Consider the following 23119-nt stretch of genomic DNA (forward strand, 5'->3'; position numbering starts at 1 on the left):
CCTCTTAGTCTTCCTGTACGTTATATTTCTTGTCGAGAGCGTTCATGCGAGCGACATAAACAAAAATCAGTGCAACAAAGGTGTAGATTGAACCTTGTTGTGCAAACCAGAAGCCCAGTTTAAATCCGCCAAACTGAATAGCGTTAAGTGCGTCAACAAATAGGATTCCTGCGCCGTAAGATACGATGAACCAAACGGCTAATAGGGATCCCATGATTCCTAGATTTTCCTTCCAATAGGCTTGAGCTTGTTCTGATGATTCGAACGCCATGGCCTTCTCCTTTTGTGTGGTGTTAACGTATTGTTACGTTTTATAAGGTAGCAGGCTAAAGGCGATAACTCAGTGCAACTTTAGTCGACAGAAGAAAATGATTAAGCATATACAAAACAAAGCGTTGCTGAATTTCGGTATGAAAAGTGTGATGTTAATTTGATGTTAAATTAGCCAAAGGTCTAACGTTTATCGATAAGATTGGAAATAAAAGTAGTTGAATGGGGTAGGAATTTATTGCAAATACTGCATGCCCCCCCTTCAGAGCGCATAGCAACTAGCTCTAAAGGGAGTAGTGAAGCGAGTTGAGGAGCGGAAAGAGCTAGCTGTCGGATTCCATTTGCTGCAATAGAATCACCGCTTGAGTACGATTCTTTACACCAAGTTTTCTAAATATCGCCGTCATATGTGCTTTGATTGTAGCTTCAGAGACATTCAAATCATAAGCAATTTGCTTGTTCAGTAAACCATCAGACAACATGCCTAATACTTTGTATTGTTGTGGAGTAAGTGTTGCCAGCTTTTCCGCAAGGTCGTTGTTCTCAGCACTATCAATCAAAAGCTCAGCAGGGAAATAAGGTTCTCCGTTCAACACCTGATTCAAAGCATTAATCAGTTCACGCATGTCACTGGATTTAGGAATAAAACCAAAAGCGCCATGCGTTTTAGCTTGAGACACGATACTGGGCTCTTCACTAGCAGAGATAACGACGACCGGAATATCCGGATAGTCAGCTCGTAGGTGAATCAGTCCGGACATGCCATTGGCTCCTGGCATTTTAAGATCAAGCAAGATCAAATCTGGTTCATCATTCTTGGCAAGCAATCCAAGTAGCGAATCCAAGGAATCAGCTTCTAGTAGATTGGCACCACTTATCGCCATGTGCACTGATTGGAAAAGTGCATTCCTAAAGAGTGGGTGATCATCAGCGATAATAATGGTGTAGCTGGGTTCCATAACATCTCAACTTTTTACGAAAGTGTTAATTTATATTATTAATTCAGACGGCTCTTTGAACAAATGAATCAATGCAAAACTCTGATGAGAATCGAATTTTTATTGTCTATCATGGGCTAAAAGTATCAATCAGCTGGTTTTTACGAAGATGTTGCAAAAAGTCCTCAGCAGGAACAAAGCCTGTAAGACGAGCGCTGGACACCGCATTGCCTTTTGCATCCCAAAATTCAATCGTGGGGAGCCCAAGCACATCCATCTGTTTAAGCAACTCAATATCTTGAGGTTGGTTTTTAGTGACGTCGGCTTGAAGTAACACAAACTGAGACAACACGGGCTCAACCGAGGCATCATGGAAGGTGTACTTCTCGAACTCTTTACACGCCACACACCAGTCGGCATAGAAGTCCAGCATAACGGGTTTTCCGGCTTGTTTTGCTTTGGCGAGTTCCGCATTGAGCTCTTGCACATTACTAATCTGAATAAAACTGACTGTGACTTCGCTGCTTACATTATTGCTGGTGGAGCCAAACCAATGGTTCAGCAAAGGTTGTGCTGAAGCAAATAAACCTAGGATGGCCAGTATCCCAACACAGCTTTGTTTCCAACCGCCGAAGGGCAGTGCGTTTTTCTGATGATAAAGCCAACCAAAGGCAGAGATGCCCAGTACTGACCAAAGCACGGTACTCCAAAACTCAGGCAGTAGTCTTTCAAGTAGAAAGATTGGCGCTGCGAGTAAGACAAAACCAAACAGTATTTTAACTCGTTCCATCCAATTACCCGCTTTAGGCAGCAGTTTATTTCCAAATACCGCGGCAGCCATAAGAGGGATACCCATACCTAGGGCAAGAGCATAAAGCGCGATACCGCCAGTCAGTAAATCTCCACTTTGTGCTACATACAACAACGCTCCTGATAACGGAGCTGTAGTACAAGGAGAACAGACTAAACCTGAGATAGCTCCCATGGCGAAAACACCAAATAAGTTGCCACCTTGCTGTTTATTGCTGAGATTATTGAGCCAAGTTTGCAGTCCGCTTGGGAGCTGTAGGGTATACAAACCAAACATAGATAATGATAGCGCGACAAACAAAGTACTGAGGCCGATCAACACATACGGATGCTGCATCGCGGCTTGAAACTGCATACCAGCAGAGGCGACGACTAGTCCCAGTAGTGTGTAAGTTAACGCCATACCTTGTACATATACGAGGGATAATACCAGTGCTTGTTTATGGCTGCGTTTACCACCGCCCAATACAATGCTGGTTAGGATAGGGTACATAGGTAGCACACAAGGCGTGAATGCGAGCCCTATGCCTAATAGTAAAAATAATGCAGGTGTCCACCAGTTTTGAGCCAGTTTATCAGTCAGTTCACTATCTCGAGTTTTCGAGGGTGTGGCGTTAGCAGTATCCGCAGCTGTTGTTTTAACGACATTCGCGTTATCGAGAGGAGTTGCACTGTCAAAGTCGAATGGACTGATGTCTATGACACGTGTTTCTGGTGGATAACAGAAGCCTGCTTTTGCACAGCCTTGGTACTGCACAATGAGCTTGGCTCCAGTCTGATATTGACTCAATGGTACTTCGACAAAAAGGGGTTCTGTGTAGATATTGACGTCACCAAAAAATTCATCTTTATACGGTGTTCCGTCTTCCATTTTGATGCTGCCAATAGCGACATTTTCACCACTGATTGCAATGCGCTCTTGATAGAGGTAATAGTCCTCTTTGACCTGCCAATCGATGAACACTTTATTACCTTGTTGGTAGAAGTTCATAGGGAAAGCTTCATCAACAGGGACAAAAGTATTGGCGGTATTTGGAGCGAAAGCTGGTGCATTATTGGAGTTGCCAAATAGCGCCCAGCTCGGGGTAGAGAAGGCAATAGCGAAAAGTAAGATGAACGGAGACAATATTCGGTACATACAAGCCAAGTAAACGCGATCGTGAATAAGTTGAGATTATATTAACTTAGGACAGGAAGATAGGCTGTTTTGTTTCAACTCAGACAAAAAAAGAGCCGCGTATCAACGCAGCTCTCATTTTTTAGAATAGCCTAAGGTTAGCCAATCAAAATGCCGCCAAAGGCAAAGCCTAGTGCGACTGCTGTTGCGATAGTTGCAACACCAGGAATGAAGAATGGGTGGTTAAAGACTAGATTACCGATTCTCGTTGAACCTGTGTCATCCATTTCTACCGCCGCCAATAAGGTTGGGTACGTTGGAAGAACGAATAGTGCACTAACCGCTGCAAATGAGGCAACAGCTGTGAGAGGAGCAACTCCAATCGCCAATGCTGCTGGCATAAGTGCAACTGTCGTTGCGCCTTGAGAATAAAGCAGCATAGAAGCAAAGAACAGTACTAGGGCTAGCATCCATGGGTAGTCAGCAAGTAGCGCGCCTGCAAACTCTTTGATGCCGTCTACGTGTGCGTTAACGAATGTTGAGCCTAACCATGCAACACCTAGTACGCACACACATGCTGTCATGCCCGAGCGGAAGGTGGCTGCTGAAGGAATTTTAGACGCATCGATCTTAGTGGTTAGCGTGATGATGGCTGCCGCTGCTAACATCACCGTCATAATTGCTTCGTTACGTCCAAGTGCAGGGTCTTCAATCAAACCAATAGAGCCAGAGATAGCCGCTGCGTAACAAACAACGAAGGCAATCGCACCTAGGAAGATGTAGGTTGCTTTCTTCGCTGTCGGTAGGATCTCACGTTTTTGAGCAGTGTTTAGTTTGATAAGACCTTGAGCCAAGCGCTCTTGATAAACCGGATCATCTTTAAGCTCGCTACCCATAAAGTTGGCAACAAACGCACCGACCATACAAGCGATAAAGGTGGTTGGGATACAAACCGCAAGAAGTGTTAAGTAATCAACGCCCATTGGCGCTAGCATAGCTGCAAAAGCGACAACTGCGGCTGAGATTGGAGACGCTGTAATTGCGATTTGGGAAGCGACAACGGCGATTGAAAGTGGGCGAGATGGACGAACGCCCTGACCTTTTGCCACTTCGGCAATTACAGGTAGTGTAGAGAACGCGGTATGACCTGTACCAGCCATGAGTGTCATCAAGAAAGTTACAATTGGAGCGTAAAAGGTAATCCTTTCTGGATGTTTGCGAAGAAAATCTTCAGCAACTTGTACTAACCAGTCCATGCCACCAGCAACTTGCATTGCGGCAATCGCAGTAATGACCGACATGATAATTAGAATAACATCCACCGGGATGTAAGCTTGGCTTGTCGGTACGCCTAAGACTAAAGATAGGGCAATAACACCCGCACCACCCGCTAAACCAATTCCAATACCGCCTATACGTGCACCTAAATAGATAAATAGCAGTACGACGGCCAGTTCTATAGCAACCATAGCAATTCCTCGCATTATATCTTTGGGTCATTTGTGTAAATGACGGAAGATATTTGTTTATGTCGTGTTATTTGAATTTTATAAAGTCTTTAATTTGGCAAAGTAACAACTAAAAAGGCTCCCCAAAAGGAGAGCCTCAACTGCAGTATTACTCGTAGCGTTTCGCTTTATACTGAGGTTTCATCAGATTGTCTACTGAGAAGATGTCATCGAGCTCTTCTTCTGAAAGTAACCCTCTCTCAAGCACTACTTCACGAACACTCTTACCAGTTTCAGCACAAATCTTACCCACAATGTCGCCTTCGTGGTGACCAATATAAGGGTTTAGGTAAGTCACAATACCAATAGAGTTAAAGACATAGCCCTCACAGATTTCTTTATTAACGGTGATGCCATCTACACATTTATCACGAAGGTTAATGCAGGCATTCTTCAGAATATCGAGAGACTCAAACATGCTTTGTGCAATGACTGGCTCCATCACGTTAAGCTGAAGCTGTCCACCCTCTGCTGCAAATGAGATAGTGTTGTCATTACCAAGTACTTTGAAGCACACTTGGTTAACCACCTCAGGCACTACAGGGTTTACTTTAGCTGGCATAATGGATGAACCAGCTTGAAGCTCAGGTAGGTTCAGCTCGTTCAAGCCTGTACGTGGGCCTGAAGACAACAAACGAAGATCATTACAGATCTTAGATAGTTTAACGGCCAAGCGTTTTAGAGCGCCGTGTGTCATTACGTAAGCGCCACAGTCTGACGTTGCTTCAATCAAATCTTCAGCTGGAACACATTCTAGTCCTGTGACTTCAGTTAGGTGTTTAACGGCTAACTCTTGATAACCTTCTGCAGCGTTTAGGCCTGTACCGATGGCTGTTGCGCCTAGGTTTACTTCAAGCAGTAACTTAGAGGTGTAGTCTAGGTTACGAATTTCTTCGTTCAAAGTGACAGCCCAAGCATGGAATTCTTGGCCCACAGTCATAGGAACGGCATCTTGTAGCTGGGTACGGCCCATTTTTAGAATCGTAGAGAACTCTTGGCTCTTGTCTTCAAATGAACCTTTTAGATACTCGATAGCATCAATGAGTTTACGAACACTGTTGTAAACTGCGATGCGGAACCCTGTTGGGTACGCACAGTTGGTAGACTGGCTCTTATTTACATGGTCATTAGGGTTGATGAACTCATATTGACCTTTTTCTTTACCCATAAGCTCTAGTGCAACGTTAGCAATGACTTCGTTGGTGTTCATGTTGACAGAAGTGCCTGCGCCGCCTTGGAAAACGTCAGATGGGAATTGGTCCATGCACTTGCCAGTTTCCAAAATAACATCACATGCTTGAATAATGAATTGCGCGATGTCTTTTGGAATGACGCCTAGTTCTCTATTGGCTAATGCGGCTGCCTTCTTGGTCATTACCATACCGCGAACAAAGTCGGGTACATCAGAAATGGTAACGTTGGAGATATTAAAGTTTTCGATAGCGCGCAGCGTGTGAATGCCATAATAAGCATCCGCCGGGACATGACGTTGGCCTAATAGATCTTCTTCAATACGAGTGGCTTGAGTTGCTACAGGATTAGCGTGTGTGGTTGTAGCCATATTTTGGATCCTTAGATTATTGTTCTGCGTTGATTACAGTATATTTGCCAAATCTGTTTTAAGAATCCATTCGCCAGAATAATTGGCTAGTTATTACGTCCTGACTTATGGGGTACATATTACTCAAAGTAGCACATAAAAATAGTATCCAGATCACCTTTTTCACCGAAAGTTTGCACAATGTTGCGTAACGAGTCGGAGATGCGATAACCATCAAAAAAATTCATGAATTTATTGTTCAAATTTATACTTTGTAAAACTAAATCTGTGCTTTAGGCAGGTGAAACTGAGCATTTTATTTGTGGTTTGGTTCTAGGTCAGCGTAAACTGACATCAAACCAAGGAGGACGTTGTGTTTCCGATATTATTATTACTGTTTATTTTTGTACCAATTATCGAAATTGGGTTGTTTATTCAAGTCGGTGGTTTCCTAGGATTGTGGCCAACAATCGGGTTAGTTTTACTAACGGCTTTTGTGGGTGCGTCTTTAGTAAGAAGCCAAGGTTTGCAAACGCTAATGTCGGTGCAAACGCGACTTCAGCAAGGTGAAATGCCTGCACAACAAATTGTTGAAGGTGTCATGCTAGCGGTATCGGGTGTCCTATTGCTTACCCCTGGCTTTATGACGGATGCACTTGGCATGTTAGTCCTATTACCGGCACCGCGTGCGGCGATAGCGAAATATTTGATGAGTAAAATGGTAGTGAAAACCATGTCTAACGGAGGGTTTCACCAAGGCGGCTTCCAAGGTCATGATCCTTTCCAACAAAATCCTTTCGACAAGCACCAAGATGGCAATACTTTTGAAGGTGAATACGAGCGTAAGGATGACGATGATCGTAATAAGTTAAACTAACGTGATATTCAAACGTTTCAAGCTCACCAAGCGTCGTTGGAACAACATATTAATTATCGCCATCTCGGCGTTTATGTTGTTGATGGCGGCGCCAAATCTCATTAAGCAGTATCTTATTGAGCAAGATGTCGAGCCTCAGGTTTTAACTGGGTTGGTGCTAGATCCAAATGCCAGTCCAATTGAAATCAACTACGCAGGCATACAGTTTTATCTTGATGACGAGACTTGGCATGCCATTCCTGAAAAATGGACGTCAGACGCAGCTAGTGTCATTCAGCGTTGGCGAGCCATTCAGGGGACTCCTGTGGATGAGAAGACCTACGCCAAACTAAAACCTGTATTGGAAAACCCAATGACGGTCGAGGTGTGGTATCAAGAGAAAGAAGAGCCTCAACGTATTACTGCCTATCAGCTTGAAAAATTCTGGCTGCTGAATACCTACGATGAAAATTGGGTTGCAGTCAGCTTTGAAGCCAGTAGTCTAATACCTACCGAATCCAATCAATAAAGGGCTCTTATGCCAGAGTTACCTGAAGTAGAAGTGTCTCGTCTTGGGATCAGTCCACACTTATTGGATGAGACCATTAAAGAAATTGTGGTACGCCAAAGACAATTGCGCTGGTTGATCCCACAAGAAATTCATCAGTTACATGGGCAAGCGATCACGTCGATTCGTCGTCGAGCTAAATATTTGCTGATAGACACTGACAAAGGAACGGCAATTGTTCACCTTGGTATGTCGGGAAGTTTACGTGTTCTTGAGAACCCACCTGAAGCGGAGAAACACGATCACGTTGATTTGGTTTTGAGTAACGGTAAAGTGATGCGTTACAACGATCCACGTCGCTTTGGAGCTTGGCTTTGGTGTGCGCCTGGAGAGTCCCATGAACTCCTAGCGAACTGTGGTCCTGAGCCATTGACTGAAGAGTTTTGTGCCGATTGGATGTCGGAGAAAGCAAAAAACAAACGTGTGGCGGTAAAAACCTTCATTATGAACAACACCAATGTTGTGGGGGTAGGCAATATTTACGCTTGTGAGTCATTGTTTAGTGCTGGATTACACCCAACAACACCCGCTTATAAAGTGACTTTGACTCAGTGGCAGTTACTCGTTTCAGAAATAAAGCGTGTTTTAGCACAAGCGATCACTCAAGGTGGTACGACGTTAAAAGATTTTTCTCAATCGGATGGTAAGCCAGGATACTTTGCTCAAGAGTTGCAAGTCTATGGACGAGCTAACGAACCTTGCCATCAGTGCGGTGAACCAATAGAACAAATGAAAATCGGGCAGAGAAACACCTTTTTTTGCTCCCATTGTCAGCAGTAATCTTGTGTCTTGTATTCAAACAAAAGCGCTTGCCGAGGCAAGCGCTTTTGTTTTTGATTGATGCTTGGTGACTAGATATTGTCGTAGATACGAACACCATCACGTTGGGTTTCGAGAAGGTATAAGTTCCACATATACTGTTCAGGTTTATCTCGTAGCAAATCTTCAATCGCTTTATTCATCGCCCGTGCATCTTGCTCTTCATCACCCGTAGGGAAGTTATCGATAGCAGGCAGAATATGCACTTCGTATTTGCTGGTTTTGTCGTTATAGGCAGGCAGGACGGGTACTACTTTCGCTCGCGATAATCGAGACATTTTGCCAAAGCCTTTTAACGTGGCTTTTTCTGTGGCAAAGAAAGGCACAAATACTGAGTTTTGTGGGCCATGGTCCTCATCAGGCAGCCAATATCCGATATACCCATCTTTAATAGAGCGCACGAATGGTTTCACTCCAGCACTACGAGCAAAGATACGACCACCATATTGCATACGCTGAACATGCATCAGCCAGTCACCAATAGGGTTGTTTTGTGGCTTCATGATCGTTGCGACTTTGTAACCTTGCGCAGCGAGCATCACCGCCGGGTAATCAACAGCCCATGCGTGTGGTGCTAAGATAATCACATTCTCACCAGCATCTAATAAAGGCATCAGATTTTCTTCACCGATCATAACGCCACGCTGCTGGTTGTGTTTAGTTGAGCGAATCAAAAACTCTGAATACCCCAACAAGTATTGACCTGCTTTAGCAAACGTCTCTTCGACAATATGCTGGATCTCTTGCTCGGACTTTTCTGGAAAACACTTTTGTAGATTGAGGCGAGTACGCCTGACTACACGACCATTTTTGCCGACGATAATACCAGAGATGTATCGGGCAAATTTATCGCGTGGTTTAGCGGGTACAAAAGCCAGTAAAACAGCAAAGAGAATACCGAGCCAAGTTCCCCAGTGCTTTGGGTGTAAGAATGCCCATTGGAATGTAGGATTGTAGAGGTTCTTATCTACGTGTTGTTGATTACTCATTCATTACCTTTGAGCTTATTGATACCTTGAGTCTGTAAGAGTTTTATCTGGCAGCGATTTGAACCGTTTGTGCATCCACAACCATTGCTCTGGCGCACGTAGGATAATTTGCTCAACATACTTATTCATGTAAGCGGCTGCGGCAGTCTCATCTTTCTTAGGGTAGTCGCCTTCTATGGATTCAGCCGCGATGATTTCATATTTGCCTTCGCTAGTTCTAAACCCTGACCCAGGAACAATGGCACACTTACTGGTGTAAGCTAGAATACTGGTTCCTGTTGTTGTGCAGGCGTCTTTGACCGCAAATAGTGGAACAAACACTGACTTATTGTGACCATAATCCTGATCAGGTAAATAGAACAAACGATGGCCTTGACGCATAACGCGGATCATCGATTTTAGGTCAGTTCGATAGATCAGTTTATTACCATTACGTGTTCTTCCACGGTATTGAATGAACTCATACGCAGGGTTACTGTGAGGACGATAAGCTCCGTAACCAGGAAGCCCTAATACTGCGAAAGCTCGAGCGGTAATTTCGAGATTTAACGCATGTACACAACACAGCAGTACACCTTTACCTTCAGCTTCATGCTTTTCAAGCGCACTGATATCTTTTGCAACCAAAATACGCTTGAAGCGCCATGTTGGCCAAAACCAAGTAATTCCTGTTTCAATCAGAGCCATACCGGAGTTTTTAAAGTTCTCTTCAACAAAACGATCAAGCTCTTGCTCATTCATCTCAGGAAAAGCGAGCTCAAGGTTTCGCCGAGCGACTTTCGCTCTTTTCTTGCCATAGCGCATCCCAAATTTGCCCAAACCTCGGCCTAACTTGAAGAGGAGTGAATAAGGAAGCAAATTTACAATCAGTGCGAGTAGACCAAACCCGAACCATACTCCCCAATATTTAGGGTGAAGTAACGACAAGGTAAAGTCTGGCTTTTTATCTGTTTTCATTCAGTTTACTGCAATTGTAGTTTGAGTAACGCCCAGTATTCATCAAAGGTGGACGTTGGCGTGTATTTAAAGTCAGAGCGAACAAAGCGGTTTAAGCTACCTTCAACTTGACCAAGCAGTTGTGCTGCTAGAATTTTATCATCAACAGGGAAGCTTTTACCTTCGCGAATTTTGCGCTCACGAAGGATTTGACGCAAAGATGTCTCAATTCTTTCATAAAGCTGATTAATTCGGTCGCGTAATCGTTCATTCTCAAACATTAGAGCATGACCAGAAAGAATGCGACTTAATCCTGGGTTGCGTTCGGAGAAAACGAGTATCAATTGAAGTACCAGACGAATACGTGTCAGTGTGTCTTTTTCTTCATCGAGAATGCGGTTAATTCGAGACATTAAAGATTCTTCAATAAACTCGATAAGCCCTTCGAACATACGGGCTTTGCTGGGAAAATGACGATAGAGGGCTGCTTCAGACACCCCAACTTGCTTGGCAAGCTTTGCGGTGGTGATGCGAGATGTTCCTTCATTAGACTCAAGCATTTGAGCGAGTGCTTGAAGGATTTCCTCTTTTCTATTCGACTTTTTCGTAGCGGACATAAATCCTTTTCCTTTTGATTACTGCATGCCAATTTCAGCACGATATCGCCCATAAGTAGATCTGTTAGTGTACCTAAGCGGCTTATAACTACACAGTTCAACGTGGTAAATGGTTGAACTGTGTAACAATCTCTGTTTTGGAGAGTACATTAATGGAAAGGCACTCTGTGATAAGCAGTTTGCCTATGAGTAACACAAACAGCCTGTGCCACCTTGTCTCATTAGATTTATGCTAGCTGCTCTGAGATAGCTTCCAAAATGGCGTGACTTAACTCAGTTTTCATTGCGCTGCCTAATGACTTGCTACCGCCTTGCCAATATACGGTAATCGCATTTGAGTCACTGTTAAAGCCTTGACCAGCGATAGATACATCATTTGCACAAATCATATCCAGATTCTTACGTTGTAGCTTATCTAAGGCGTATGCCTCGACATCTTGTGTCTCAGCGGCAAAACCTACAGTAAAAGGACGTGATGCTGATAACGAAGCCACTGAGGCAATGATGTCAGGATTCTTCACCATAGTGATATGCATATCATCGTTATCTGCAGTTTTCTTGATTTTTTGAGCGGCAATATCGACAGGGCGATAGTCGGCTACAGCGGCGCAGCCAATGAAAATATCGTGATGAGTGGCATTGGCCATAGCCGCTTGATGCATCTCTTCGGCACTGACAACGTTAATGCGTTTTACTCCATTTGGCGTTTGGAGAGAAACTGGACCTGAAATCAGCGTAACCTCAGCTCCGAGCTGCTGTGCTGCTTGAGCCAAAGCGAAGCCCATTTTTCCAGAGCTGTGGTTAGAAATATAACGGACAGGATCGATAGCCTCACGAGTTGGGCCTGCGGTGATCACAACCGACTTGCCCGACAATGGCTTAGGACCAAAGAACTGCTCACATTTCTCGACCAATTGCATTGGCTCAAGCATGCGTCCTGGACCAACGTCACCACAGGCTTGTTCACCAGCGGCGGGTCCCCAGATCATCATTTCTCGACGCGCGAGTGTGGCGATGTTTTCTTGGGTCGCTACGTTAAGGTACATTTGTTGATTCATTGCCGGTGATACGGCAACAGGAGCGTCGGTAGCCAGAACCAGCGTCGACAGTAAGTCATTCCCCATGCCCGCTGATATTCTAGCAATAAGGTCGGCAGTCGCTGGGGCTAGAAGAACAAGGTCAGCCCACTTAGCTAATTCAATATGACCCATGGAAGCTTCGGCAGCAGGGTCGAGTAAACTATCGGAGACTGGTCTGCCGGAGACGGCTTGCATGGTGAGAGGGGTAATGAACTCTTTGGCCGCTTTCGTCATGACGACTTGCACTTCTGCGCCGCGCTCGATGAGTCGACGCGTTAGCTCTGCACATTTGTAGGCTGCGATACCACCGCTAATGCCCAATAGTATTTTCTTTCCAGCTAATGTTTGCATAACCAGCTCCTTAAATTTTTCTGCGGCTAAGATACCAAATGCGTTGATGTCCCGCCACTTTCAAGGGGCTTACCTGCAAAACTGCTGTTTGATAAACCTCGCAGTTACATACTAACGAGTATTCATTCGCAGCTTACTTGTTGCTTCCTGTCTATTTATTGCTAATTAAGTAATAAAGCAGAGACCGAAGTTCTACTTTAACTATCCATCATGGTTCTAAAACATCTCCCTAGTGAATCATTACCTCGAGAGAAGCTGCTAAATAGAGGCAGTCATGCTCTGAGTGATGCTGAGCTGCTTGCCATTTTTCTGCGTACCGGAACAAAAGGCATGAATGTAGTGCAACTGGCAGATGCTTTGTTGTCAGATTTCGGTTCCTTAAGAGCTCTGTTTACTGCTAGTCAGGAGGCATTTTGTCAGCGTAAGGGGTTGGGGCTGGCAAAATACGTTCAGTTGCAAGCTGTGTTGGAAATGAGCCAGCGCTATTTATGTGAGACCATTCAGCGAGGAGATAGCTTAAATAGTCCAGAGCAGACTAAACACTATTTAATGAGTGTGCTGCGAGATAGGCATAGAGAAGCTTTCTATGTTCTGTTCTTAGACAACCAGAATCGTGTCATTGCCGATGAAATAATGTTTGAAGGTACGATAGATGCTGCGTCTGTTTATCCTAGGGAAGTGGTAAAGCGCGCTCTGCATCATAATGCGGCGGCTTTAATCCTTGCTCATAATCATCCTTCGGGAGTGGCAGAGCCCAGCCAAGCCGATAGGCGTATCACTAGACGGTTATCTGATGCACTCGGTTTAGTCGATATTCGAGTTTTGGACCATTTCGTTGTTGGAGATGGGGAAGTCGTCTCTTTTGCAGAAAGAGGCTGGATTTAGCGGCCTAAATAGAAGAAAGTACATTTTATTGTAATAACTGTGATAGAGAGCTTTTGTTTTGGTGATTTTCTGCTATGATTCGCGCACTAAATTATCAACCAACATCAGCTCAAAGTGAAAAAGATCAGCAAATCCTTAAAAAAGGATCTGTTCGGGTCTTGAGCAATGCATGTCAAGTTAGTATAATGCGCGACCTTTGATAGCCTTGTATGGGTACTCCATAATGGTTATGGCCTCTTATAATTGAGGTTCGGCCACCAAGGTTGATATCGAGCTGAAACGATTTGGAGAAGACATTCATGTCCCGAGTATGCCAAGTAACTGGTAAGCGTCCTGTAACGGGTAACAACCGTTCACACGCACGAAATGCTACCAAGCGTCGTTTTCTGCCGAACCTACAAACTCATCGTTTCTGGGTAGAAAGCGAAAAACGCTTTGTTAAACTACGTCTGACCGCTAAGGGTATGCGTATTATTGATAAGAAAGGCATCGATGCTGTTCTTGTTGATATCCGTGCTCGTGGCGAGAACGTATAAGAGGAATTAAGCAATGGCTAAAGGCATTCGTGAGAAAATTCGTCTAGTATCATCTGCTGGTACTGGTCACTTCTACACAACTGACAAGAACAAGCGTAACATGCCAGGCAAATTTGAGATCAAAAAGTTTGATCCAGTTGTTCGCCAACACGTTATGTACAAAGAAGCTAAAATCAAGTAATTGATAGGTTTCTTCTTGTTATGTATTGAAAACCCAGCCTAGTGCTGGGTTTTTTATTGCCTGAATTTCAGGCTCGGTTAACGCTCTCGCTAAAAAGGGCTTAAACCGCCCCTTCAAAACCAAACTGTCGCCACGCTTCATAGGCAATAATCGCCACCGCATTGGATAGGTTTAAACTGCGCGCATCTGGCATCATCGGAATGCGAATGCGTTGCTCCATTGGTAGACTTTCAATCACTTCTGCGGGCAGGCCGCGAGTCTCTGGTCCAAATAGCAATACATCACCTTGCTGGTACTTCGCATCCGTGTGATGGCCGGTGGTTTTTGTGGTGCAAGCAAACAAGCGGTAGTTCGGATTGTTCTCTTCAAGGTAAGCGATAAAGGCGGCGTAGTCTTTATGACGTTTGACGCGAGCTAGATCATGATAGTCGAGACCGGCGCGACGCACTTTCTTCTCTTCTAAATCAAAACCAAGCGGCTCGATTAGGTGTAGGTTCGCGCCACAGTTGGCACAAAGTCGGATAATATTTCCGGTGTTTGGAGCAATTTCAGGCTCGTAAAGGGCAATATCAAACATATAGGGTGTCGACTCAAATAAAATAATGAGATGAGTATACCCGAAGTGATGAGAACGTGAGGCGACTAATTACAATAATGACGTCATCCCGAAGCATAACGTCACCTTGATAATCGCGTCATCCCTGCGCAGGCAGGGATCTACCTAAAGCGATCACTCGACCTTAAGAAAATTCCTGCTTGCACATGCATATGTAAATAGGTAATGACGAGAGAACAAAAAAACGATGTTCGTTCCCAGATTACAGCTTATCAGTGACCGCTAATGTCGCTGCCAACATATCACGACCAAACATAATACTTCGTTCTGGTGACCAACCGTAGAAAGGATCTGGATAGTTGTTGTTATCCTTAAATGGCATTTCAATGGTGTAAGACAAGCACTTAAATTGCTCTGCAACCCAATTAGAGCCAACCGTTAGGTTAGCCTTACCCGGTTCATCCTTATCATAGCCGTAGTCGTCTTGGAACTCAGGTGTGATAGTCAGTAGTGCCTGTTTGAACGCTGATTCCAGTGATGCTAAGCGCTCATCATAAGATGGGATCCCTTCAGAGCCAGCAGCAAAGTTGTATGGAATTGCTTCGTCACCGTGAATATCAAGGAACATATCCACACCGGTTTGCCGCATACGTTCACGTACTAGATAGACTTCAGGGCTCTGTTCCATAGAAGGCGTTTGCCATTCACGGTTAAGGTTCACGCCCACTGCATTGGTTCTAAGGTGGCCGCGAATGCTGCCATCAGGGTTCATATTTGGTACCACATACACAACGGCTTGCTCAAGTAAGGCTTGAGCGGCGGTGTCGCTGTCATCAACAAGACGCTGAATTAGGCCTTCAATAAACCATTCCGCCATAGACTCACCTGGATGCTGGCGTGCAATGATCCAAATGTTCTTCTTACCTTCTTCTGGCTCACCAAACGTTAGCAACGACATATCGTTACCATCAAGAGTATGGCCTAGAGTTTCAAGGGTGCAGTGGTGCTCGTTTTGAGCCATGTGCAATAAGTCGAGATGACGATCGTAGCTGTAGGGAGCAAAGTAAGCGAAGTACATTGAGCTTCTCTCTGGAAGGAAGCTACAGCTCAAGGTGTCACCGTCAAAGTCACAAGGAATACGGAACCACTCCTCACGATCGTAGGACGCGACAATATCGTATCCCTTCCAGCCCTCTGGATAGGCTGAATTAGCTAAGTCTATGATCTTAATAGTGTGTGCTAGCTCAGGTGTTGACTCCAAGCGAAAGTGAAACCACTGATAAAATTCTGACTGATTGTCGTTGACGATTTTAACTTGGATATCATCTTTGTCATCGGCTTTGACGACTTGGATATTGCCACTTTCAAAGTTGCTGAAGATTTTCATCGGCTGAGTTCTCTTTATTCTGTGTTTGAGCAAGACGTCGAGGCTACCACATACCGCGCCTATTTGAGTATAAATACAATGTCAGTTTCGTGCCGACTTTATAGCGGGAGCTCAACATGCATCTTTAAACCTCCTAAATGGCTTCGCGATGCTGTTATCTGACCACTATGCTGCAAGATTGCGCTCTGTGTTATAGCAAGTCCCAAACCCGTGCCTCCGGAATCTCTATCGCGAGCTGTTGATACGCGGTAGAAAGGACGGAAAATATCTTGTAGCTCGTCATCTGGTACGCCTGGACCGTCATCCTCCACAGTAATCAGCAATGTCTCTTTATGAGTAGACAGGGTAATATCAATAGTGGTTGTGCCGTAGCGAATGGCATTTCTTACGATGTTCTCAATAGCACTCATGAGCAGTTTTGGGTTACCAGTGACTGTGACGTCTGGGATAGTGGTAAAGCGTAAGGTCTTGCCTACTTGCTCTGCTTCAAACTCCGCATCGCTGAAGATCTCTTCCCATAAGCTGCTAGCTGGTTGTGATTCGCGTGTTACATGGCTGTCAGTGTTCATGCGTGACAGCTCTAAAAGCTCGCCAATCATCTGTTCTAACCGTTGTGCTTCAGTATCAATACGCAACAGTTCTTGGCTTTCACCTTGCTTACGAGTTGCGAGTGCCGTTGCCATTCTCAAGCGAGTGAGTGGCGAGCGTAGTTCATGAGAAATATCGGACAATAAACGCTGCTGTCCAGAGATCATTTGATTTACGGCCATTACCATTTGGTTAAAGCTGCTGCCTGCTTGCTTGAACTCGGATGTGCCTTTTTCCAACTCAGGATCCTGTTTGAACTCACCGTTTGCCACTCGCTTCGCTGCACGCTCCAATCTTCTTGCGGGTTGGCTTAGTGCCCATGCGAGCCACAAGAGTAGTGGGGTACTGACCGCCATCACGGCAAATAGCAGTTGGAATGGCTTATCAAACATTCGCAGTAAGAACGGTGGCGGCTCAGTCCAACGTAAGCCTATATAAAGATAAAAATCTTGGTTGGCTAACTTAATTGGAACGGGACCTGCGAGCATGTAGCGGCCATACAATTTCTGCATCGGTGTATCGAATGAGTCGACAGAGGTGATAAAATTCTTGAGGATTTTGGTCTTAAAATCTGGGTGTTTTTGCGTACTGAGAATATTACCTTCTTGATCGACGATAAACATACTTGGGCTACGTGGCTTACGGTTACCCATATGTTTAGGTTCAGGTTTATCAAGCTGATAGATAATGCGCCCAAGGTTGGTTTGTCCTTCAAAACGTTTCTCTACTTTATCTCTTAAGGACAATAACTGTTGTAGTGGCTCTCCGGAGATCTCTTTAGTGACGCGCGGATCAAGGTGCGGCAAAGCAAGTACCGCAATGAGGACCAACAACATGGTAAACCAGAATATGGCAAAGATACGGCCATAAAGGCTGGTTATCTTGGGCAGTTTCATCATTACTCCTTAACCAACAAATATCCGCGTCCACGTAGTGTCTTGATACGTGGTTTGCCATCGGCTTTTTCTGGGAGTTTTTTACGTAAATTCGAGACATGCATATCGACGGCGCGATCGAAAGCAGACAACCTTTTCCCTAGCACATCAAGACTGAGAGACTCTTTGGTTAAGGTCTCCCCTGGTTTTTGTACGAAATAGTGTAACAGTGCAAACTCTGTAGTAGTTAAGTCCAGTAACTGCCCTTGGCAGTGAGCTTCTTGTTTGCCTGGGAAAACTTGAATGTCGTCGAACGAAAGGCAATCAGCAGTGGCTGATTCTGGCTTAGATTGAGTGCGGCGAAGAATCGCTTTAATGCGAGCGAGCAGTTCTCGATCACTAAACGGTTTCGGTAAGTAGTCATCGGCGCCAAGCTCTAGACCGATAACACGATCTATTTCCTCACCTTTAGCCGTCAGCATCAAAACAGGGGTTTCCCACTTTTCGCGTAGTTTCTTTAGGGTATCCATACCATTGAGCCGTGGCATCATGACATCCATCAATACCAGATCGATATCCTGATGCATTGCTTCTAATCCGGCGATTCCGTCATTAGCCTCAGAGATCTCAAATCCTTCAAAGCTCAAGATGTCTTTAAGTAAGCTGGTTAGCTCGGTATCGTCATCAATGATAAGTATGTGTGCCATAAACTACCTCTATCTTGTCCTGTGCCTTGTAATAATAAAGCGTTAAATATCAGAAAAAGCGATCTTTACGATTCTTTACGCTCACTGTACGTTACTTTACTCACCAGACCCTATTCTATACTCAAGCGCTGCAGAGGCAGCCATGGTATGAATCACATAAGGGTAAAGATTATGAAATTTTCAAAAAAACTGGTTATCGCTGCAACGGTTCTTCCACTAGCATTAGGTTCAGCAAGCGCATTGGCATACGGTGGTGGCAAAGGTGGTCATCATGGTAAAGGCGGCGAAGGGATGTGCGGTGGCTTCGATGGTAAGCGTATGTTCCGTGAACTTGACTTGACGGATGCTCAGAAAGAGCAAATGAAAGAACTTCGTCAGGCAAACAAAGAAGCCATGAAAGCGAAATTCTCGGGTGACTTTGCTGCTAAGAAAGCAGAAATGCAAGCTCGCCAACAAAAGATGCAAGATCTAGTACTTGCTGACAACTTTGATGCGGATGCAGCGAACGCTCTGGCTTCAGAAATGGTACAGCAACAAACAGAGCGTCGTGTTCAAATGCTTGAGAAGCAACATGAAATGCTTAATATTCTAACGCCAGAGCAAAAAGTGAAGTTCAAAGAGCTTCAGCAAGAGCGAATGGAAAAGTGTTTCTCTAAAATGGAGTCTCGTGCGGAGAAGCGTGCTGCTCAGTAATTATAACGAAATCTTGGCTCGATAATATATAGCCCCTCTGAGCTTCCTAGTCAGAGGGGCTTTTGTTTATACGATGCACTAAAGAATTCTGTCTTCAGAGCCTTGTCCGAATATTTGTCACCATTTGGTGTGACATCCAGCACGCTTTTTCTATTTTTGTCATCATTTATCAGTATACTTATACCGCGTTAGCAACAAGACAGGGAACGAGTGCAAGCATGACAAAGGGCAACTACGCTAAGTTGGTGACTACCGCAGCATGGGCTGCTACCACGATCGCGACTATCCTTCTTATTACCAAAGTGGTTACATGGTGGATAACAGGTTCTGTTAGTCTGCTAGCGTCAGTGATCGACTCACTGCTAGATATTGCAGCATCAGTGGTTAACTTGCTGGTGGTGCGTTACTCACTGCAACCTGCTGACAAAGAACATACTTTTGGGCATGGTAAGGCGGAGTCGTTAGCTGCTCTAGCACAAGCTATGTTCATTTCTGGCTCCGCTTGCTTTCTTATCTTAAACGGTGTTGAACGATTCTTTAGACCTCATGAATTGAATTCGCCTGAGCTTGGCATCTATGTCAGCTTTTTTGCGCTAGTGGTCACCTCTGGTCTAGTTGCATTTCAGAAATACGTGGTGCGCGAAACAGGCAGTCAGGCGATAGCGGCGGACTCGTTACACTATCAAACTGACTTGTATATGAACGCCGCTATTATGATCGCGCTCGCCTTGAGTTGGTATGGCATAGGTCAAGCAGACTCAGTATTTGCCATCGGCATTGGTATCTTCATACTGGTAAGCGCCGTTAAGATGGCTTATGAAGCAATACAGTCATTGCTTGATAGGCAGCTTCCCGAAGAGGAACTCGTCAGAATTCGAGAAGTGTGTAACGAGGTTGAAGGTGTCATCGGCGTCCACCAACTACGAACACGAATGTCTGGACCAGTGCGTTTTATTCAACTGCATTTAGAGTTAGATGATAACTTGCGCCTGATTGATGCTCATAAAATTGCCGATTGTGCAGAAGAGCGATTAATGCTGGAGTTTCCTGAAGCGGATGTCATTATCCATCAAGATCCATACTCTGTTGTACTGTCGGAAGAAAAACAGCAAAAAGAGCAGGGCTGGTAACCAATACGTAAACAAAAGTGACTGTGAAAGCATTGAGAATGGCAACTTCAAAATCGATTGTCTATTATCAAGGCTCATGATAAAAAAGTGCGATTCTGATGTGAATCAACACAATAGTTCTTATAAACTGTAATACTCTTACATAAGTAATAAAGTTACGTCGGTGATGTTTTGGGGAACACATCGAAAAATCGTAGCAATAACAACAAATTCCGTGTATCGCTACCAGGCGGTGCACTCAAAATTGAAATTAGATTGCCAAATCGAGGGTGAGCATGATTAAGAAAATCGGTGTTTTGACAAGTGGTGGTGATGCACCAGGTATGAATGCTGCGGTACGTGGCGTAGTTCGTACGGCTTTGTCAGCGGATTTAGAAGTATACGGCGTATACGACGGTTACCTAGGTCTGTACGAAGACCGCATCCAAAAGCTGGATCGTTCAAGCGTTTCTGACGTTATTAACCGTGGTGGCACTTTCTTAGGTTCTGCACGCTTCCCAGAGTTTAAAGAAGTGGAAGTCCGCGAAAAAGCGATTGAAAACCTTAAGAAACACGGTATCGATGCTCTAGTAGTTATCGGTGGTGACGGTTCGTACATGGGTGCGAAGAAGCTGACTGAAATGGGTTACCCATGTATTGGTCTACCAGGCACTATCGATAACGATATCGCAGGTACTGACTACACCATTGGTTATCTGACTGCGCTTAACACTGTTATTGATGCGATTGACCGTCTACGTGATACGTCTTCATCTCACCAACGCATCTCAATCGTTGAAATCATGGGTCGCCATTGCGGTGACTTAACGCTTATGTCTGCGATTGCTGGTGGTTGTGAGTACATCATCACACCAGAAACTGGCTTGAACAAAGATCAGCTTATCAACAATATCCAAGACGGTATTGCGAAAGGTAAGAAGCACGCTATTATCGCGTTGACTGAGCTTATGATGGATGCTAACGAGCTGGCTAAAGAAATTGAGACTGCAACTGGTCGTGAAACTCGTGCAACGGTTCTAGGTCACATCCAACGTGGTGGTCGTCCAACTGCGTTTGACCGCGTACTAGCGTCTCGCATGGGTAACTATGCAGTACACCTTCTAATGGAAGGTCATGGTGGTCGTTGTGTGGGTATCCAGAAAGAGCAATTGGTACACCATGACATCATTGATGCGATCGAGAACATGAAGCGTCCAGTTCGCGATGACCTATTCAAGGTTGCAGAAGAGTTGTTCTAACTGACAGCGATTCTAAAGATAAAAACCGCGGCTTAAGTCGCGGTTTTTATTTGCCTCAATAAAATGAAGGCATAAAAAAACAGGCTCGAATGAGCCTGTTTTTCAGTAATGCGATAAGCGATTACTTAGCTTTTGCTGCTGCCGCTGCTTTAGCGATTGCTGCGAAGCTCTTAGCATCTAGAGATGCCCCACCAACTAGAGCACCGTCGATGTCTGGTTGTGAGAAGTATGCTTCAGCGTTCTCTGGCTTAACAGAACCACCGTATTGAATGATTACTTGCTCAGCAACTGCAGCGTCTTTTTCTGCGATTAGAGCGCGGATAGAAGCGTGGATGCGTTGCGCATCTTCAGCTGTTGCTGCTTTACCAGTACCGATAGCCCAGATTGGCTCGTATGCGATGATAGCGTCGTTTAGCGCTTCAACACCGTATGCGTCGATTACTGCGTTGATTTGACGTGCACAAACTGCTTCAGTTTCGCCCGCTTCGTTTTGAGCTTCAGATTCACCGATACAGAAAACTGGCTTCAGGCCATTTTCTTTTAGGAAAGCAAATTTCTTAGCGATGAACTCGTCAGATTCGTTGTGGTATTCACGACGCTCTGAGTGACCAATGATGATGTGAGAAGCACCAAAGTCTTTAAGCATTTTTGGAGACATGTCGCCAGTGAATGCACCGCTGTTGTTTAGGTCTGTGTTTTGTGCACCAAGAATGATCTTGTTGCCGCCTTCAGCGATTACGCGCTCTGCTAGGTCGATGTATAGTGCAGGTGGAGCTACCGCCACGTCTACACCAGTTACGCCTTCAAGTTCAGCGTTTAGGCCAGTTAGCAGCTCAGTTACCATTGCTTTGCTGCCGTTGAGTTTCCAGTTACCCATAACTACAGGTTGACGCATGAGATTTTCTCCAAAATCAGTGTTTGTAAAAAACGAATGTAAAAAATAAACGTGATTACGAAAGAATATAACAGATTAATTCATGTAGATCATGATTGGGGTCATTTCTTTATCGCTTTGACGTTTTATCCTAGTAAACAAGCCCAGAAGCTCACCTCAGTGATCCAGTAAACAGAATAATAGAATACTTCTCGGAATTTTCCTTATAGCTTGTTATACCTTGTCGCTTGATGGTTAAAAATAGGGATGTACCATGCCAAACCTTGTACTAGAGTACTCAAATACAGCGGACGAAAGACTGAATGTTCAGGGGTTGCTGGAAGACTTACACAGAGTCACGCTAAACTGTGGATTATTCGAGAAAGATTCTGTGAAATCACGCTCTTTACGTAGCCACAATTGGTTGATTGGTGAGTATGGAGACAGTGAAGATTTTGTTCATATTAGCTTTGAACTTTTGTCAGGTCGCACTGAGGAACAGAAAAGAGAGCTTTCGAGAAAGTTAATGGAAGTACTTCGAGAGCAGGCGGGACATATCAAGAGCTTGACGGTCAATGTTCGTGATATGGATAAAAGCTGTTTTCAAAAAATTACCAATTAAAAGAGATTATGTGATGTCGTTTAAATCGTTACTGTTTTCGTTTCAAGGTCGTGTGGGACGCAAAACATTCTGGATGTGGAATGTCTGTTATTACCTTGCCATTATGATTTTTGCTCAAGGTATGAACGTGCTCTTCCCTGCATTGGTACATATTTTGTTGCCAATCTTCTTGCTCATTATCTTGATTCCAGATTTGGCGATTACGGCAAAGCGTTGGCATGATCGTAATAAATCGAGTTGGTGGCTATTGTTGAATATCCCATTGGTCTTTGGTCGAATGAGCCTGCCGACATTGGATCCAGCAACCGCAGCTCAGCCGTCCATGGTACAAAGTGTTATCTCCTTTGCTGCGCTGGCTTGTGGTTTGTGGATATTAGTTGAATGTGGCTTTATGAAAGGCACAGAAGGCGAAAACCAGTATGGACGTGAGCCTCAATAAAATTGACGAA

The 23119-nt window shown here is 44.5% G+C and carries 25 protein-coding genes; 11 read left to right on the plus strand and 14 right to left on the minus strand.

Annotated elements, in window-relative coordinates; genetic code table 11:
* Nucleotides 1–4 precede the first annotated feature (4 nt).
* The 5 genes from OH456_RS22445 to aspA all read right to left on the minus strand — a co-directional run bounded on the left by OH456_RS22445 (nt 5) and on the right by aspA (nt 6204).
* Nucleotides 5–271: a DUF4212 domain-containing protein gene (locus OH456_RS22445; RefSeq protein ID WP_006075415.1), complete on the minus strand. Its 267-nt coding sequence runs from the start codon at nt 269–271 to the stop codon at nt 5–7.
* Between the two features lie 322 nt (nt 272–593).
* Nucleotides 594–1229, minus strand: coding sequence for a response regulator transcription factor (locus tag OH456_RS22450; protein ID WP_038223850.1), 636 nt, complete (start codon nt 1227–1229; stop codon nt 594–596).
* 109 nt (nt 1230–1338) lie between these two features.
* Nucleotides 1339–3156, minus strand: coding sequence for a protein-disulfide reductase DsbD (locus OH456_RS22455; RefSeq protein ID WP_270034294.1), 1818 nt, complete (start codon nt 3154–3156; stop codon nt 1339–1341).
* Between the two features lie 137 nt (nt 3157–3293).
* Nucleotides 3294–4604 (minus strand): anaerobic C4-dicarboxylate transporter, encoded by a 1311-nt coding sequence (locus tag OH456_RS22460; protein ID WP_038223846.1) that lies wholly within the window; start codon nt 4602–4604, stop codon nt 3294–3296.
* Nucleotides 4605–4752: 148 nt separating this feature from the next.
* A complete protein-coding gene (gene aspA / locus OH456_RS22465) occupies nt 4753–6204 on the minus strand; it encodes an aspartate ammonia-lyase (RefSeq protein WP_006075419.1) in 1452 nt (483 codons plus the stop codon).
* Nucleotides 6205–6556: 352 nt separating this feature from the next.
* Here aspA and OH456_RS22470 point away from each other — a divergent pair, with 352 nt between their 5' ends.
* The 3 genes from OH456_RS22470 to mutM are packed head-to-tail and all read left to right on the plus strand — an operon-like array spanning nt 6557 to nt 8387.
* Nucleotides 6557–7060 (plus strand): FxsA family protein, encoded by a 504-nt coding sequence (locus OH456_RS22470; protein WP_031493359.1) that lies wholly within the window; start codon nt 6557–6559, stop codon nt 7058–7060.
* Nucleotide 7061: 1 nt separating this feature from the next.
* On the plus strand, nt 7062–7568 hold the full coding sequence (locus OH456_RS22475) for a hypothetical protein (RefSeq protein WP_051647213.1): 507 nt from the start codon (nt 7062–7064) through the stop codon (nt 7566–7568).
* 9 nt (nt 7569–7577) lie between these two features.
* Nucleotides 7578–8387, plus strand: a complete 810-nt coding sequence (gene mutM / locus OH456_RS22480) for a bifunctional DNA-formamidopyrimidine glycosylase/DNA-(apurinic or apyrimidinic site) lyase (RefSeq protein ID WP_270034296.1) — start codon at nt 7578–7580, stop codon at nt 8385–8387.
* A gap of 71 nt (nt 8388–8458) precedes the next feature.
* Here mutM and lpxM read toward each other — a convergent pair whose 3' ends face one another.
* From lpxM to coaBC, 4 genes are all read right to left on the minus strand, one after another.
* On the minus strand, nt 8459–9415 hold the full coding sequence (lpxM, locus tag OH456_RS22485) for a lauroyl-Kdo(2)-lipid IV(A) myristoyltransferase (protein ID WP_031496962.1): 957 nt from the start codon (nt 9413–9415) through the stop codon (nt 8459–8461).
* Nucleotides 9416–9430: 15 nt separating this feature from the next.
* Nucleotides 9431–10372: a Kdo(2)-lipid IV(A) acyltransferase gene (locus tag OH456_RS22490; RefSeq protein ID WP_031496960.1), complete on the minus strand. Its 942-nt coding sequence runs from the start codon at nt 10370–10372 to the stop codon at nt 9431–9433.
* 5 nt (nt 10373–10377) lie between these two features.
* On the minus strand, nt 10378–10968 hold the full coding sequence (slmA, locus tag OH456_RS22495) for a nucleoid occlusion factor SlmA (protein WP_006075426.1): 591 nt from the start codon (nt 10966–10968) through the stop codon (nt 10378–10380).
* Between the two features lie 227 nt (nt 10969–11195).
* Entirely contained in the window at nt 11196–12398 is a 1203-nt protein-coding gene (gene coaBC, locus OH456_RS22500; protein ID WP_198557246.1) for a bifunctional phosphopantothenoylcysteine decarboxylase/phosphopantothenate--cysteine ligase CoaBC, read from the minus strand.
* A gap of 210 nt (nt 12399–12608) precedes the next feature.
* Here coaBC and radC point away from each other — a divergent pair, with 210 nt between their 5' ends.
* From radC to rpmG, 3 genes are all read left to right on the plus strand, one after another.
* Nucleotides 12609–13283: a RadC family protein gene (gene radC, locus OH456_RS22505; protein WP_107307341.1), complete on the plus strand. Its 675-nt coding sequence runs from the start codon at nt 12609–12611 to the stop codon at nt 13281–13283.
* A gap of 299 nt (nt 13284–13582) precedes the next feature.
* Nucleotides 13583–13819, plus strand: coding sequence for a 50S ribosomal protein L28 (gene rpmB / locus OH456_RS22510; protein WP_004728407.1), 237 nt, complete (start codon nt 13583–13585; stop codon nt 13817–13819).
* A gap of 13 nt (nt 13820–13832) precedes the next feature.
* Nucleotides 13833–14000, plus strand: coding sequence for a 50S ribosomal protein L33 (rpmG, locus tag OH456_RS22515; RefSeq protein WP_002535344.1), 168 nt, complete (start codon nt 13833–13835; stop codon nt 13998–14000).
* A 100-nt stretch (nt 14001–14100) separates the two neighbouring features.
* Here rpmG and trmL read toward each other — a convergent pair whose 3' ends face one another.
* The 4 genes from trmL to OH456_RS22535 form a co-directional block, all read right to left on the minus strand.
* Nucleotides 14101–14577 (minus strand): tRNA (uridine(34)/cytosine(34)/5-carboxymethylaminomethyluridine(34)-2'-O)-methyltransferase TrmL, encoded by a 477-nt coding sequence (trmL, locus tag OH456_RS22520; protein WP_006075767.1) that lies wholly within the window; start codon nt 14575–14577, stop codon nt 14101–14103.
* A 241-nt stretch (nt 14578–14818) separates the two neighbouring features.
* A complete protein-coding gene (locus OH456_RS22525) occupies nt 14819–15943 on the minus strand; it encodes a M14 family metallopeptidase (RefSeq protein ID WP_198557247.1) in 1125 nt (374 codons plus the stop codon).
* A 98-nt stretch (nt 15944–16041) separates the two neighbouring features.
* On the minus strand, nt 16042–17427 hold the full coding sequence (gene cpxA / locus OH456_RS22530; RefSeq protein ID WP_124941211.1) for an envelope stress sensor histidine kinase CpxA: 1386 nt from the start codon (nt 17425–17427) through the stop codon (nt 16042–16044).
* A gap of 2 nt (nt 17428–17429) precedes the next feature.
* Nucleotides 17430–18113 carry a response regulator gene (locus tag OH456_RS22535; protein WP_124940532.1) on the minus strand — a complete coding sequence of 228 codons (684 nt, stop codon included), beginning with the start codon at nt 18111–18113 and terminating at the stop codon, nt 17430–17432.
* A 171-nt stretch (nt 18114–18284) separates the two neighbouring features.
* Between OH456_RS22535 and OH456_RS22540 the strand changes: the two genes are divergently transcribed.
* The 3 genes from OH456_RS22540 to pfkA all read left to right on the plus strand — a co-directional run bounded on the left by OH456_RS22540 (nt 18285) and on the right by pfkA (nt 21174).
* Nucleotides 18285–18806 (plus strand): CpxP family protein, encoded by a 522-nt coding sequence (locus OH456_RS22540; protein WP_107307343.1) that lies wholly within the window; start codon nt 18285–18287, stop codon nt 18804–18806.
* A 218-nt stretch (nt 18807–19024) separates the two neighbouring features.
* Entirely contained in the window at nt 19025–19936 is a 912-nt protein-coding gene (gene fieF / locus OH456_RS22545; protein ID WP_124940533.1) for a CDF family cation-efflux transporter FieF, read from the plus strand.
* A gap of 275 nt (nt 19937–20211) precedes the next feature.
* Entirely contained in the window at nt 20212–21174 is a 963-nt protein-coding gene (gene pfkA / locus OH456_RS22550; protein ID WP_062461752.1) for a 6-phosphofructokinase, read from the plus strand.
* Nucleotides 21175–21295: 121 nt separating this feature from the next.
* Here pfkA and tpiA read toward each other — a convergent pair whose 3' ends face one another.
* Nucleotides 21296–22069 carry a triose-phosphate isomerase gene (gene tpiA / locus OH456_RS22555; protein ID WP_270034297.1) on the minus strand — a complete coding sequence of 258 codons (774 nt, stop codon included), beginning with the start codon at nt 22067–22069 and terminating at the stop codon, nt 21296–21298.
* 253 nt (nt 22070–22322) lie between these two features.
* Between tpiA and OH456_RS22560 the strand changes: the two genes are divergently transcribed.
* Together OH456_RS22560 and OH456_RS22565 are read left to right on the plus strand one after the other, a co-directional pair.
* Nucleotides 22323–22670, plus strand: coding sequence for a 5-carboxymethyl-2-hydroxymuconate Delta-isomerase (locus tag OH456_RS22560; protein WP_038223817.1), 348 nt, complete (start codon nt 22323–22325; stop codon nt 22668–22670).
* A gap of 13 nt (nt 22671–22683) precedes the next feature.
* Nucleotides 22684–23109 carry a DUF805 domain-containing protein gene (locus tag OH456_RS22565; protein WP_062461756.1) on the plus strand — a complete coding sequence of 142 codons (426 nt, stop codon included), beginning with the start codon at nt 22684–22686 and terminating at the stop codon, nt 23107–23109.
* The last annotated feature ends 10 nt before the right edge of the window (nt 23110–23119 follow it).

The sequence above is a fragment of the Vibrio sp. La 4.2.2 genome, from assembly GCF_027586995.1.
GTDB lineage: Bacteria > Pseudomonadota > Gammaproteobacteria > Enterobacterales > Vibrionaceae > Vibrio > Vibrio mediterranei.